The organism is Chamaesiphon sp. VAR_48_metabat_403, from assembly GCF_031422475.1.
GTDB lineage: Bacteria > Cyanobacteriota > Cyanobacteriia > Cyanobacteriales > Chamaesiphonaceae > Chamaesiphon.
In genome coordinates this window covers 1-14732 of record NZ_JANPLS010000448.1, presented here as the reverse complement: position 1 = coordinate 14732, position 14732 = coordinate 1, and the positions used below count along the sequence as shown (strand labels likewise).

Annotated in this window: 14 protein-coding genes and 1 tRNA gene; 4 read left to right on the top strand and 11 right to left on the bottom strand. The window is 45.0% G+C overall.

What is annotated here, in order from left to right:
* Positions 1–80: 80 nt before the first annotated feature.
* Positions 81–1043, top strand: coding sequence for an AraC family transcriptional regulator (locus RMO79_RS21460; RefSeq protein WP_310485299.1), 963 nt, complete (start codon positions 81–83; stop codon positions 1041–1043).
* A 193-nt stretch (positions 1044–1236) separates the two neighbouring features.
* Complete coding sequence (locus tag RMO79_RS21455) at positions 1237–2142, top strand: AraC family transcriptional regulator (protein WP_310485298.1); 906 nt, start codon at positions 1237–1239, stop codon at positions 2140–2142.
* Positions 2143–2231: 89 nt separating this feature from the next.
* On the opposite strand, the gene RMO79_RS21450 is transcribed toward RMO79_RS21455, so the two are convergent.
* The 4 genes from RMO79_RS21450 to psaC all read right to left on the bottom strand — a co-directional run bounded on the left by RMO79_RS21450 (position 2232) and on the right by psaC (position 6586).
* Positions 2232–2924: a hypothetical protein gene (locus RMO79_RS21450; RefSeq protein ID WP_310485297.1), complete on the bottom strand. Its 693-nt coding sequence runs from the start codon at positions 2922–2924 to the stop codon at positions 2232–2234.
* Positions 2924–4135 (bottom strand): AAA family ATPase, encoded by a 1212-nt coding sequence (locus tag RMO79_RS21445; protein WP_310485296.1) that lies wholly within the window; start codon positions 4133–4135, stop codon positions 2924–2926. Before RMO79_RS21445 ends, RMO79_RS21450 begins: the two co-directional genes overlap by 1 nt.
* A 75-nt stretch (positions 4136–4210) precedes the next feature.
* Positions 4211–6085, bottom strand: a complete 1875-nt coding sequence (gene glmS, locus RMO79_RS21440) for a glutamine--fructose-6-phosphate transaminase (isomerizing) (RefSeq protein WP_310485295.1) — start codon at positions 6083–6085, stop codon at positions 4211–4213.
* A 255-nt stretch (positions 6086–6340) separates the two neighbouring features.
* Positions 6341–6586 (bottom strand): photosystem I iron-sulfur center protein PsaC, encoded by a 246-nt coding sequence (gene psaC, locus RMO79_RS21435; RefSeq protein WP_015160556.1) that lies wholly within the window; start codon positions 6584–6586, stop codon positions 6341–6343.
* 210 nt (positions 6587–6796) lie between these two features.
* Here psaC and RMO79_RS21430 point away from each other — a divergent pair, with 210 nt between their 5' ends.
* Positions 6797–7147 (top strand): DUF6464 family protein, encoded by a 351-nt coding sequence (locus tag RMO79_RS21430; RefSeq protein ID WP_310485294.1) that lies wholly within the window; start codon positions 6797–6799, stop codon positions 7145–7147.
* Positions 7148–7178: 31 nt separating this feature from the next.
* On the opposite strand, the gene RMO79_RS21425 is transcribed toward RMO79_RS21430, so the two are convergent.
* The 4 genes from RMO79_RS21425 to rplS form a co-directional block, all read right to left on the bottom strand.
* Positions 7179–7622 carry a PIN domain-containing protein gene (locus RMO79_RS21425; RefSeq protein WP_396136652.1) on the bottom strand — a complete coding sequence of 148 codons (444 nt, stop codon included), beginning with the start codon at positions 7620–7622 and terminating at the stop codon, positions 7179–7181.
* A gap of 8 nt (positions 7623–7630) precedes the next feature.
* Entirely contained in the window at positions 7631–7834 is a 204-nt protein-coding gene (locus RMO79_RS21420; RefSeq protein WP_310485292.1) for a hypothetical protein, read from the bottom strand.
* 59 nt (positions 7835–7893) lie between these two features.
* Positions 7894–7966: transfer RNA gene (locus RMO79_RS21415), tRNA-Trp, on the bottom strand.
* A 97-nt stretch (positions 7967–8063) separates the two neighbouring features.
* Positions 8064–8429, bottom strand: coding sequence for a 50S ribosomal protein L19 (gene rplS, locus RMO79_RS21410; protein ID WP_310485291.1), 366 nt, complete (start codon positions 8427–8429; stop codon positions 8064–8066).
* A 272-nt stretch (positions 8430–8701) separates the two neighbouring features.
* On the opposite strand from rplS, the gene RMO79_RS21405 reads away from it, so the two are divergent.
* Positions 8702–9229, top strand: a complete 528-nt coding sequence (locus tag RMO79_RS21405) for a glyoxalase-like domain protein (protein WP_310485290.1) — start codon at positions 8702–8704, stop codon at positions 9227–9229.
* A gap of 319 nt (positions 9230–9548) precedes the next feature.
* Here RMO79_RS21405 and gyrA read toward each other — a convergent pair whose 3' ends face one another.
* The 3 genes from gyrA to RMO79_RS21390 form a co-directional block, all read right to left on the bottom strand.
* The gene (gene gyrA / locus RMO79_RS21400; protein ID WP_310485289.1) at positions 9549–12149 is read right to left on the bottom strand and encodes a DNA gyrase subunit A; all 2601 of its coding nucleotides are present in this window, start codon (positions 12147–12149) and stop codon (positions 9549–9551) included.
* Between the two features lie 375 nt (positions 12150–12524).
* A complete protein-coding gene (locus tag RMO79_RS21395; RefSeq protein WP_310485288.1) occupies positions 12525–14156 on the bottom strand; it encodes a glycosyltransferase family 39 protein in 1632 nt (543 codons plus the stop codon).
* A gap of 341 nt (positions 14157–14497) precedes the next feature.
* The coding region (locus tag RMO79_RS21390) for a hypothetical protein (protein WP_310485287.1) at positions 14498–14732 on the bottom strand (235 nt) is incomplete at its 5' end.

Here is a 14732-nt window from a genome sequence, read left to right as displayed (position 1 = left end):
AAGCGATGGCAGTGAATTTATTGTTATGTAAATAATTGTGCAACTACACAGTTACCTATACATTTCATAATGTATTGTCTATGGTAAACAAACAAAGCAAAACTTCCTCGATCGAGCTTGAAGTTCGAGATAGCATGTCAGATGAAAAATCAGTAAACATCGATTTGTCTCAAGCTGGTGCTACAGAATCGTTTGCGCCGCCACCACTGCTCTCCAGCTATGAGTTTGGGTGGCAGCATATGAATTTGGCGCGATACCGATGCCCGCCAGGAGAAACGCCCGAATTTTCCAGTCCAGTGATGGGAATAATGATGGGAGTGTATAACCCGACTGACAAATCCAGATTAGTTGCAGAAGGAAAAGTTTATCGCTTTCCAATTTGCGATCGTCGCACAAAATACGTGCAGCTATTTCCCGCTCATTGGTCGTCAAAATCGACCTGGGAGAGCGAAGTAGAAATGACTCACTTTTACTTGCGTCCAGAATTTTTGAGTCAGATCGCCCACGAGTCGGTGAATCCCGATCGCGTAGAAGTCGGTCTAGACTTCATCTACCCCAGAGTCGATCCATTAATTTGGCAAATTGGTTTATCGCTAACTAATGTATTGCAAACAGCTCCGCAGAATAGTGCTTTTTATGCTGATGCAATGGCGACAGCTTTGGCGGCTCATCTGTTGCAATTTTATACAACTCGCCAGCATTCATTACGAGAATATGCAGATGGATTGCCACCAGCCAAGCTCAAACGAGCGATCGAATATATCAACGAACATTTGGGTGAAGATTTGTCGTTGACGGCAATTGCGGCACAAGTAGATATGAGTCATTACTATTTCTGTCGATTATTCAAACAATCGGTAGGGATGACCCCGCATCAGTACCTGATTCAGCAACGGGTAGAACGATCGAAACTATTACTCAGACAGCCAGAATATAAGATCGTCGATATTGCAGCGGATTGTGGCTTCGCCAACCCCAGCCATTTTGCTAAATGTTTCCGTAAATATACCGGAATTTCACCCCAGCAATTTCGATCGATGTAGAGGTATGAAGATCGGGGGAATTAGCCCGATCGATCGCTAACCGTATTGCCAACAGATCCCCATTACTTGGAGCTTTTAACGATCGAAAACGATCTATATAATTCGATTTTTAATTATTGTAAAAACAACTCTTTTAAAGCCAAACAACCATGCTATTTTAAGCCTAAGCTCTGGAAATCAGGATCGACGATCGATGTCCTCACAAAAAATACTAAATATAGATCTCTTTGATGCAGAAGAAGTTTTGCCAATTGTCAATCCAGCAACTATTTCTAGTCATGGCTCCGGTTGGAAAAATATCCAGCTAGCCCGCTATCAACTGCCACCGGGAGAACTCCCAGAAGGGTTTGCACTGCAACATACGATCGTCCTAACCTCCAATCATCAATCTCATAACTCAAAAGTCTTCGCGGAAAGTCGGACTTATCCACAACCCTTTTGCAACCATCAAACTAAACATGTAGTGATTTTCCCAGCTTACTTACCACTGAGTATTATCTGGGATTGCCCACTGGAAACCACCCATTATTATTTAGACCCTCTATTTGTGAGCCAGATTGCCCACGAATCAGTGAATCCTGACAAAGTAGAAATAAACATCACCAAATCGATCGTCAACGATCCATTATTATGGCAGATCGGTTCATCGCTCACTGCTGTATTACAGCACGCCAGTCAAAATAGTTCCTTTTATGCTGATGCTATGGCTACGGCAATGTCGGCTCATCTCGTGCAATTCTATGCAACCCGTCACCATACTTTACGGGATTATCAAGATGGTCTACCACCATTCCGACTCAAACGAGCGATCGAATATATGAATGCCCATTTGGGTGAAGACTTATCACTATCAATAATCGCAGCAGAAGTGGGAATGAGTCAGTACTATTTTTGCCGATTGTTTAAGAAATCGATGGGCATAGCTCCCCATAAGTATATTATCCAGCAAAGGGTCGAACGAGCCAAGCTGCTACTCAAAAACCCAGAACTTAGAATTATTGATATTACCGCAGAATGTGGTTTTGCCAACCCCAGTCATTTTGCCAAATGTTTCCATAAATATACCGGAATTTCACCCCAGCAATTTCGATCGATGTAGCGGTATGAATATCGGGGAAATTAGCACGATCGATCGAAATTCTAGACAGGCTTCCAGCGATCGATCGGTTCCCATTTCCCATCACCCAGTTACAAACCACCTAATACATCATCTAACCTGTTTTTAAATGCAGTCAGACTAGGCATATCTATAATCTGGTTAAGATCGATTTCACCAGCATCAATTTTGTCATTGAGCAGCATTCTCGATCCAGACTCACCTAGATACTCTTCTAGCTGCTGCTTGAGTGAATTAGGCGAATCATCATTACCAGATTCATCTTCGATTTTGCCACAATTTTGATACTTATTTCGTAAAGCACATAAAACCCACGCTTCAGACTTCGGCTTGGGAATCATCGGTACACCAGTAGAAATCTGTCCAGCTTCAAATCCATTTAGCATCGATTTCCACTTATCTTGCCACTCCCCACGCTCGGCACTCGCTGTACCATCGGCATCTCTAAACAATACTAGAATAATCGGTGTGTCTTCACCAAGCTCTTTCCTATGCTGATGTGCTAATAAAGCTAACGCTCGTGCATTTTTATAAAAATATCGTGTTTCACTTTGCTGTTTTTTCCCTTTTCGAGAAAGCGGCTTGATTTGTTTGGCTCGATCTGCTAATTGTTGCTTGGGGATAATCTTATACAACTTTGTATCGATTAAAGAGTAGCCAATTCGGCACTCGATCCAATTATCGATAATTTTAGTCATCGGGCCGATCGCATTATCTTCAATGCCAATATCCGCAGCCCCTTCTCCACTTAATATTAAGAACATTACAAAATTCCCATAATTTCCTCATTAAGTTGAGTCAAGAGGGTATCCTCATAAACCTCGCCAGCTCCCATCACTGTCAGTTTTTCACGCATCGAGGGAATATCGAACAATCTAATCGCTTGTGTTGCACCGTTCTTACCCTTGTAGATATAAATAACACCCTCGATCGCAATTTCATCTTCGAGATAATTTAATACCATCGGACTATGAGTAGTAATCAGCACTTGGGGAATAGCTCCCACCAATTCATCTACTAAAAACTCAATTAATTCTGGATTAACTCCATTTTCGATTTCATCAAGCAACAAAAAACTCTGCTCTTTAGACAACTGAGCAAAAACCGCCAGCATTCGCAGAAATCCATCAGCCACATGTCGAGCTTCCGTCTTGACGATCGTATCTCCAAATTGTTCTTGAACGGTGAGACTTTTCCAGCCAGAGCGCAGGGATGATATATCCAGATGCTTGAATCGCGGATAAATCTTAGCCAGTTTTGCTTGAATATCAACTCTTTTTGCTTCACCAATTTCATGCAAGAATGCTGATAGTTTCTCACCACCTAATCCTAAGCTATTCCCTGCATCTCTGGTTCTCTGCCTGAGCAGTTCGGGCGATAACAGGTCTAATGCATGTAAATTGACAAAGAATTTTTTCAGATCTTGAACTTCTCTACGTAATTGAGATTCCTTAATCTGTGAGAGGATAGACCCTTGATAATCGAAGGGGATTTCTCCAGACAAACTTACATAAAAATCGTGAAGTGTAACTAAATTGCCATTTTCACGCCAATTAAAAGATGCTGGATTCTCTTTAAAATTCCAGACAGTATATCTTTCATTTTCTACTTTTAAAAGTGGGCTGTTATTCAGATCTACTCGCTCATTCGTACAGCGTAATGTTTGACGATTAAAGCTAGCAGACCACTTAATCTCAGTAGGATAATCATCTGAGTCTACATGAGAAAATAAGACTTCAAAACTAATATTTTGCTTGCGAGTTAATTTTGAATTTAGATCGGATGATTCCCATTCTCGCTCTTTTAACCAACCACTCAGATCGCCTCTAACTTGCTGAGATAGAAAATCAAAAAACTGCAATACGGTTGACTTACCCGAACCATTTAGCCCGACCAAACAACTAATCTTAGATAAAGGCAACTCGAAATTAACTAAAGATTTAAAATTATCAACTTTTATAGATTCAATTCGCATATCTTTAGACAAAAATCCCGTAAATGCAAGAACACCTACGGAATCTAATATACAACTTTTTTACACTTAAATAAACTATTCAACCGTAACCGATTTTGCGAGGTTGCGAGGCTGATCGACATCTAATCCGCGCATTGCGGCAATGTGATAAGACATCAATTGCATTGGAATAACTGTTAGAACGGGCGATAATAATTCATCCACATCTGGTACGGGTAAAACCTTATCGAATATCTCCGCTGCATCTTTATCGCTGGCGGCAACTACCCCATACAAATGTGAATCTCGCGCCTTGGCTTCTTGAGCATTAGATACCGCTTTTTCATACACTTTCCCTGGCATTGTAATCGCAATTACGGGTACCCTCGCATCGAGTAACGCGATCGGGCCGTGCTTCATCTCTCCAGAGGGGTAACCTTCGGCATGGATATAACTAATCTCTTTTAATTTTAGGGCACCTTCTAGGGCGATCGGGAAGTTGATGCCGCGACCGAGAAAGATCGCATCGTGGGTATCGAGGAAGCTGTGGGATAGTTCTTCGATGTATTTTTCTTGGGTTTCTAAGATGACTTCGATTTGGGAGGGGAGGACTTTCAATCCAGCGATGATTTCGGCTAGTCGATCGACGGTAATCGTCCCGCGACGATGGGCGAGATCGAGCGATAGGAAGTAAAACGCCATTAGCTGCCCCATGAAGGTTTTGGTGGCAGATACGCCGATTTCCATGCCTGCGTGGGTGTCAATTACGCAATCCACAACGCGGGTGATGGCACTATCGGTGCGATTGGTGACGGCGAGGAGGCGGGAGTGATATTTAGGTGCTTTATCTTGACGGCGCGATCGTTCGATTTCGACTGCGGCTAAGGTATCGGCAGTTTCACCGGATTGGGTAATGCCGATGGTGAGGGTATTGGCGGTTAGTGGTGGCGGGGAATAGCGAAATTCAGACGCATATTGAATTGCGGTGGGAATTTGGGCGAGTTCTTCAATCAGATATTTGCCAACCATGCCTGCATGGAGACTGGTACCGCAGGCGACGATCTGGATATTTTCAAGATCGGCGTAGATAGATTCGGGTATGTTTAATTTGAATGGAGATTTGTTGCTACCTGGAGTCCAATCGAGATCGAGGTAGGCTTCGAGACAGGTGCGGACGACGGCTGGTTGTTCGTAGATTTCTTTTGCCATAAAATGGCGGAAACCTTGTTTCTCAACTGCGATCGGATTCCAGCTAATTGTATAAGGCGTGCGGCGGACTTTGGCACCTGCAAAGGTGCAAACTTCGGCTCCCTCGCGGGTGAGTCTTGCCATTTCGCCGTTTTCTAAGGCTAAAATCGTGCGAGTATATTGGACGATCGCAGGTGTATCGGAAGCACAAAAGTATTCCCCTTCCCCGATCCCGATAATTAGCGGTGCTTGTTGTCTGGCTAAAATTAGTTCGTCGGGATAGTCTGCGGAAATGACCGCGATTGCAAATGCACCAGATAATTTATGTACGGCTTGTCGGACGGCTACCATTAAGGTATCGGCACCGTCGGCAAAGCATTGGGCGATGAGGTGGGGAATAACTTCGGTATCGGTTTCCGATCGAAATTCGTGTCCTTGTTTTTTTAATTCTTCGCGCAGTTCGCGGTAGTTCTCAATAATCCCATTCTGCACTACCGCCAATCTGCGGGAGGTGTCCGTATGCGGGTGGGCGTTATATTCTTCGGGCTTACCATGTGTCGCCCAGCGCGTATGCCCGATTCCAATCGGCGCGCGGTTGGTAGCTAGTTCGATTTTGTCGCGGAGGTTGTGTAGCTTACCTTTTGCGCGAATACAGTCTAAATTTCCTTCAACAACAGTTGCGACTCCAGCCGAATCATAACCTCTGTATTCTAGTTTTTCTAATCCTGAAACTAGAATGGATTGAGCTGGTTTATTGCCAATATAGCCAACAATTCCACACATAAAGTTTAATTCTCCCGCAACGGCGATCCTAAGTTTGGCATTCGTACGTCAGTCTCACCAATCGTCGATCCTGACCTTGCCATCCTATTATAGTCACCCAACTTGCAATTGAATGTAACAACTAGTGCGAATGGTGCGAAAATCACTAAAAATTTCGATTCATCCCCTAAAGCCTAAAACCTAAAACCTAATTCCCTAGTGACCGATGACTGAAGGCACCACAACGCGCCCTCAATCTCCAGTCACAATTGGGGACTAGTATGCTAGACCCATGCTGCGGGTGGTTTCCGCACCTAGATAAACGCGGATACTCAGGAAGTCTGTAGGGCAAGCAGTTTCACACCGTTTGCAACCGACACAATCTTCGGTGCGGGGCGAAGAAGCAATTTGCTGCGCCTTACAACCATCCCAAGGTACCATTTCTAATACGTCGGTAGGACAAGCCCGGACGCACTGAGTACAGCCAATACAAGTATCGTAAATTTTGACGCTATGAGACATACAATCATCCTCCCAACGATAAAGTTTTAGGAAAACTAAAACTAAGAATCAAGGCTTAGTTTACCGCAGGCACAGATACTAGTTCTCAAAAAGGCTACATAAGTTAAAGGTTTTTAACTTTTGACCGATCGGGGATCGATCTGAGTCGATCGGTAATTTCACTCACAATCGGCGTTAAAATTAAGATCTTATGCTCATCATGGAGATCTAATGAGGGAAGCCGAGTCTTTGCCTACTGAGGTAATTTTGACCCGATCGCAAGAAGTAGTTGCTAAGATCCGATTGAATTGGACACCGCAACCGGGTAACTATCTCGATCTCGAAGGTAATACTTATGCTGTGTTAGAACGCCGCCATCGCTATCATCTGCAATTCGGGCGTTATCAGTTACACAAAATTGCCCTCTACGTCCAACCCGCGACTCGTCCCGAAGAACAAAGCTTAATTGATGGTCAATGGGTCATCGGTGATGCTACTTGTAAGTATAATGCTCGATCGAGTTTAATTCGCTGTGCGGTACATCCCACTGGGCCGTGTGAAGGATGCAAGTTTAAGTCGTAGATCGTCGCCTGAATTTCTGGCAACCGTGCTTTTATGCTGGTAGGATGTTTTGCCAAGTATCGGCTCGAACGATCGAGGGGAAATGCTTAACATTGGTAGTGGCAATAACAACATCGCTCAGACACTGAACGATTGCTTGAGCTGCTAAAATCATATCGGCATCTAGAGCTTTGTTATCGGCGGCAGGTCTACCTTGTTGCCTAGCTTCTGCCCATAATAAAGCAGCTTGACGCATAACTGCTGTATCGATTGGTAAATAAATTACCGCATTTGATGAAATGAAATTATCTAGGCGTTGTAAACCATTGAGCTTGTTGGCTCTTAATAATTCCCGTCGGATTTCGTAATCGGTAATTTCAGGTACTAGGATCTGACAATCGTTTATAATCGCTGACTGAAGCCATTTTCCACAAGCTTCTCCAGTATCCGAACGTTTGGGATTAGTTAGTAATCCGAGCATGCCAGCGTCTAGCACGATAGCTTTTACCAAGTGATACCCTCTAGTTCGGTAGGATAAAATTCCCGCAGTGAAGATCTATCCTCATTCAAAGTTTTAATTAGATAGTCACCTGTCTTTTTCTGGTCTTCAGCATCTTCACCATCGATCCAAGATTGCAAGAGGTCGATGGTAGATAGTTTTGGTGTTTCGAGAAGGGTGCCTTTTGTTGCGAGCGGATTTAGGTTCATACTTTTGGTAAGTTTAGACTAAACTACTATTTCAGCCCAGATCTATCTATTTTAATTTACGCGCCCTGGAGGACTTGAACCCCCGACATTCGGTTTTGGAGACCGACGTTCTACCAACTGAACTAAAAGCGCAAATGTAATGGATGAGGGAAGCGATCTTCCTGACCCTGTAGAATAGTATAGTACGAAACTAAAGTTAATGGTCAGGACATTTGAAATAAATTTGAGATTATTCCAAAGGACGATCGAACCGCTGTTTGACGCGAGTTGCTTTACCGACGCGATCGCGGAGATAAAACAGTTTCGCACGACGCACTTTACCGCGACGAATTACTTTAACGCTATCGATTTTGGGGGAGTGTAACAGGAATACCCGTTCCACGCCGATCCCTTGAAAGACGCGACGTACAGTAATAGTCTCGTTGATGCCACCGTTACGAGTAGCAATAATGATGCCTTCGTAAGGTTGAACCCGTTCTTTGTTACCTTCTTGAATTTTTACGCCCACACGGACGGTATCGCCCACGTGAAGGGTAGGCAGATTGGATTTTAGATACTCCGCTTCGATCGAGCGAATAATTTCCTGAGCTTTCATGTGTTTTGAAAAAATTCACAGACTACCATCATAGCAGACGAGGGTGAATTTGTCTAAAATTATTCTATAAAGACTTGTGAGGACGATTAGCCAGAGGCTAGGCTGTGCCTACGGCAGGCTTACGCCAACGCCAACGAGAAACTGGCTAAATCGGCAATAAGTACCAGCCAAAATCTCGACTAATAGCTGAACCACGCTGACGATCGCGATTGGTTTACGCCATTATTAATCCAAACTGTTAATATATATTCTATCCTAGCCCGATCGATATTATGCCTTTAGATAGCCTGTTTTCGACCCAAGGTATCATGGTGATGCTTCTTGCAGCCTACGCTGGGGCGATGTGGCTGTTTCTCTCCAGTGCCCCCAAGGTTTACACTGTCATGGTGTCCGATCTCCAAGTCGCGCAAGATTTGTACGAAGGATTATTAAATTTGTCGATCGCCCAAGTACCACTGCATTATTATTATGATTACGAGCAGACGATCGGGACTGCGGGTATCGATCCAATGTATCTAGCCGCACCGATGGGTAGAGCTAGCGTCAGAGGGATGAAAGGTGCCGAAGGTTTGTGGTACCAACTCAAGAAAAATACCCAGTTGCACGTCATTACTGGTGCGAGTTTTGGCGAAAAAAATCGGCACCGACATGTTTGTTTCGACCGCGATTGTTTGGAGCAAATTTTAATGCGGATTCAAACCCGTGGTGTCAAACATAAAATTCGTAATGAGAAACCGCTGAATTTTCTGGTTAAAGATTATGACGGTCGGACGATCGAAATGGCGGAAGCTGCTAACTAAATTCGATTAAAATCGATCGAAGTACGGACTCGCGATTGAGATTGGAAAGTAGGGGTAATTCATGAAGCGGCGGTTTTATTCTGGGGTTCCCCCAGAATAAAAAACCGACAAGACAGCGGCTCGCGCTCGTCGGGTTCCCCGACGGTTTAGCGAGACAAGACAGCGGCGGTTTTATATCTCCTGTCGGAGCGACCCAAATCACGCGGAGGGAACCTCCGCATGTGTTTGGGTCAAGACAGAGGCTTTGCCAACGGAGGGAACCTCCGAATAAAAAAACCGACAAGACATTACCCCTACTTTCCGATCTTGTAATATCCGTTTAAGCTTCTGCTTCGACTGCTTCTACATCGAGTTCGTCGGCATCTACTTCCTCTTCACCAGTCGAGGCGGGGACAATGGCTACTGCCATAATCGCATCGTCATCGTCGAGTTTTTGGACTCGTACCCCAGTCGCCATCCGCGATTGGGATGAAATTGCATCGATCGCTTGTCGGATGATAATCCCCCGATTGGTGACGATCATCATCTCCTCGTCAGGATTGACGACGCGTAAGGCGGCTAATTTATCACCTTTTTTGCGGAATTTAATTGCCAGTACGCCCATCCCCGCCCGATTTTGGAGGCGGAATTGCGTGACGGGCACCCGTTTGCCGAGTCCGCCTGTGGTGACTACCAGAATCCACGGCCCTTCGCCTGCGGGCACTGCGACATCTTCAGCCACGGTATCATCGATATCCTCAACCCCCGGATCTTCGCTCGCCGCCACCATTTGGGCGATGACTTGGCTGGGTAAGATATCCATACTAATCAACTCGTCGCCTTTTTTGAGCGACATCGATTTTACACCGCGCGTGGCGCGTCCTAAGGGTCGGAGCTGATCGCGATCGGTCCGGAAATGGATAGTCATCCCGTTGCGGGTGCCGATAATCGCACTATCTGTTTCTTTGGCACGACGTACCCAGCGGAGTTTGTCGCTTTCTTCGAGCGAAATCGCAATCAATCCGTTAGCCCGAACGCTAGAGAATGCCGACAGAGCTGTCTTTTTAATGAATCCCTTCTGCGTGAGCATAATCAGGTATTCATCGTCGATAAATTCGCTCACGGGTACCACTGAGGTGATCTTTTCCTCGCGGGGAATCGGCAACATTTGGACGATTGGCAGACCGCGTGCCGTGCGCGATGAGACGGGAATTTGGTAAGCTTTGACTGTATAGACTACCCCGCGATCGCTAAATAGCAAAATCGTATCGTGGTCGCAACAGGTGAGGAAATGCTCGATCGCATCTTCTTCTTTCATCCCTGTGCCTTTTTTACCACGGGTGGCGCGGCTTTGCGTCTCAAAAGTGCTGACTGGCATCCGTTTGATATAACCCTGCTCGGTGACGAGAATGAGGGATTTTTCATTGGCAATCAGGTCGGTATCTTCTAAGTCGCCTTCGCTATGCTCGATTAGCGTCCGGCGGGGAGTCGCAAAGGTGGTTTTGATCTCGGCGATTTCGGTTTGGATGATGTCCAAAATCCGTTCCCGCCGCGCGAGAATATCGAGTAAATCGGTAATTTTAATTGTCAGTTCGTCATGCTCTAGGCGAATTTTGTCCGCTTCTAGTGCGGTGAGTCGCCGCAGTTGCATCTGAAGAATCGCATCGGATTGAAATTCGGTCAATTGGAACCGTTCGATCATCTCCTGTTTGGCGGTGGCTGAGTCCGCAGCCGCCCGAATTAGGCGAATTACGGCATCTAGGTTAGCCAGGGCGATTAATAGACCTTCTAGCAGGTGATCGCGCTCTTGGGCTTTCCGCAATTCGTAGCGCGTCCGGCGGGTAATTGACTCGATCCGGAAGTCGAGGAAGACGGTGAGGAATTTTTTGAGGCTGAGTAATTGAGGTTCGCCATTTACTAACGCCAGCATGTTGCAACCGAAGTTGGTTTGAATTGGCGTTTGCTTGTAGAGATTGTTCAGAACGACGCGAGGGTAAGCATCCCGCTTGAGTTCGATTACGATTCGCATCCCATCACGATCGCTTTCATCCCGAATATCCGAAATGCCTTCAAGTTTATGGTCGTTGACCATTTCGGCAATCCGTTCGATTAAAGCAGCTTTATTCGTTTGGAAGGGTAACTCGGTAATAATAATCGCTTCGCGATCGGGTCTGCCTTTGTATTCTAATGTTTCAATATTAGCAACCCCGCGCATGACAATCGAACCGCGTCCAGTTGCATAAGCTTCTTTGATCGGCCCTGTACCCAGAATCTGCGCTCCGGTCGGAAAATCAGGGCCAGGAATATATTGCATCAATTCCATATCCGTAATCTCTGGATTGGCAATCAATGCCACAACACCATCGATCAATTCGCCCAAGTTGTGGGGTGGAATATTTGTCGCCATCCCCACTGCAATACCCGAAGAACCATTGAGTAATAATTGGGGTATCCGTGCTGGCATGACGGTTGGTTCTTGTTGCGAACCGTCAAAGTTATCAGCAAAGTCAACTGTTTCTGCTTCGATATCCCGTAATACTGCTTCCATCGTCAAAGCTTGCAACCGACACTCGGTATACCGCATCGCCGCTGGCGGATCGTTATCGACCGAACCAAAGTTACCGTGTCCGTTAATTAACGGATTCCGCATCGAAAAATCTTGAGCCATCCGCACCAGCGCGTCATACACCGCTGTATCACCGTGAGGATGGTATTTACCTAAAACTTCCCCGACGACCCGCGCGCACTTTCTAAACGGTCTGTCAGCGGTTAAGCCCAATTCGTGCATCGCATACAAAATGCGGCGGTGGACTGGTTTCAAACCATCTCTGGCATCGGGCAACGCTCGTCCGACGATTACGCTCATGGCGTACTCTAGATAAGAGCGAGACATCTCAATTCTTAGATCTGTAGGGACGATCCGCTCTTGGGAAGTAGTCATGGAATGCTCCGTCCAGGTTGCTAATTTTACTGTTTCGTTAGTTCAATTTTATCACATTTAGGGGGGTACAGGGGGACTGGCGATCGCGCCTGGAAGGCGGTTTATTTCAAGGAGATGGGAGATGGGAGATGGGAGATGGGAGATGGGAGATGGGAGATGGGAGATGGGAGATGGGAGATGGGAGATGGGAGATGGGAATGGGGGAATGTGAATTAGTGAGTTGCGGAGATCTACCCACCCCGTCGCTGCGCGCCACCCCTGTCTTGTCGTTTTTTTATTCTGGGGGACCCCCAGAATAAACACGCCGCTCCTTGGAGGGAATTTTAATAGCCACTAATCTCTACAGCCTAAAGCCTAAAACCTAAAACCTAAAGCCTAATTCCCATAAGGACGTGGAAATGGTTTGAGCATATTTTGGGCTTGATAAACGCTGAATGTTTCGACGATTTCACCGCCGCGACGAATGGGAATTTCACCTAATTTAGTGACTTTCTGAAAATATTTTGGAAAAATTGTTTTGGCTTCTAGATCTACTTTAAAAGTTTTACTACCTATATAAATGGCATTTTTACCGACCCACTGTTTGGGCTTCGACCAAAAGGCAAAACCTCTGAGATCGGACTCAAAGCAGGTGAGGGGCTTATGAAAAATTGGTTCGATCGCCATGCCAATTTGTCCGCCAAGATAATAACGATTGGTAAATACAAAATCTGCTTTTTTTAAGGCTGTACTTAATTTACTATTTTCGACTAAGCCTCGACCTAGTTGTTTGACATCGAAAAGTTGAATCGATGCATCTGTTTTAATTGGCAACAACCCATAAATTGAAAATTTGCCAGGAGTCTGAAATGTCCCAAAAGCAACATGAGATAAGCCGATCGATAGTAATAAAATAATAACTGCGACCGAGCCAAAAAACCACCGATAGGGAATCCGAGAATGTGAGTAACGCCGACTAATTGCCACGCGCTCGGCAAATAAAATCGTCGCCGACCAATATCCAGGCATTTTCCAAGCAGGTAAAATTTGCTGATAACCAGATATCAGCGTAAACCCTAAAATTAACGGCAATGAAAACCACAAGATTAATGCCCTTTTCTCTAAGTCCCATTCATCATTAAAAGCTCTATTTCGGAAAGATCCTTGCCAACTAAAAGTTCTAACTTGTTGGATTGTAGATCGAATTGTCGTCCATAAGAGCGGTAATCCAAAAGTGGGGAATAAATAGAGCATTTCCACACCTAGTGTCACGGCTAATCGATCGATCTGATAGCCACTATCGGGAACGGCGCGTTCGGACTGGAAGCGAAATGAAGCCCAATTATGGAGAATATTCCAATATAATATTGGCGATATTGTCAGCAGAAAAATGGGAATGCCCAGTAAAAACCACTTAGATTTGAGTGCCCGACGATAATTAGGACTAAATAAACAAAAACCAATTAAGCCAAATCCTAAAATAAAACCATGATATTTACCCAAACAAGCTAATCCGACTGTAAAACATAGTAAAGTCAGGCGAAAACTCGGTTGATATACCCGATAATCAAAAAATTCTTGAGTAGCAATCCATAATGACATCGCCCAGAAAAATAGTAGCGGCGTATCGGGAATATTTAATGTCCCAAATGCAATCTGAAAAATTGGAATTACTGACGCGATCGCGAGGGTATTAATGGCAATTTGCAGCGTATATAAGCGCAGTGCGGCTAGATACAAAAAGATTAACGAGCCAGTGTAAATCAGTAAAGTTCCAATCCGAATCGTCAATTGCGATACTTCACCACCTGTCAACCAAATACCCAAATTTGTCGTCCAGGCAACCAGCGGGGGATGATCGAAATAACTCCAGTCGGGATGCAGCGTGTAGAGATAATAATAGGCTTCATCAAATCCTGGGTGGAGCCAACTGGCAATAACTAATCTGACGAAGAAGCCAGCCAGTAAAATAATTATTGCCGCTCGATGATAGTAAGCCGGAACACCTGGGTAACGTTGGATTGCCATGAATACTTAGCACGGTTAACAGTTGATAGTTGGCAGTTGTGGCAGTACTGGTACAGCTTGGATCGATCGAAAAGTTAGGTAAATTGAAATCGTACGTAGAGCACATAGATACAAATCTTACCGTGTTTGTGCGGATTCGGATCGATTCTACTAGGGGTAAAGCCGACATTATGCAACATTAGCCTCGATCGAAATTTCAATGTCCTCCAAACCACCTGGTTAGTGGCTATGCAAGCCAATTCGCTCCCCTACTAAATATAGTAAGAGAGCGAGTAAAGATAATGAGTTTACACGATTGGCTAATGGCGATCTCAAGGATGAGATCTCGCTACCAGTAAGATTTAGTAGCGTTTGAAGCGAGGGCTAGTATTACGCTGAGAGTTATCAACGTTAGTTTCGCCGATTTGAGTAGTCCGGTTGTATTTACCTTGAACGTCAGTAGCTTGGTCGGTGACGATCGAAGTACCAGTATTGCTAGTATTACCAGTGCGACCGTATTTGCTATTATCGATCCGAGTGAAGCTACCTTGAGTAGTGTCGTTAGCTACACCAGTCACCACCGAAGTTTGGATGGTT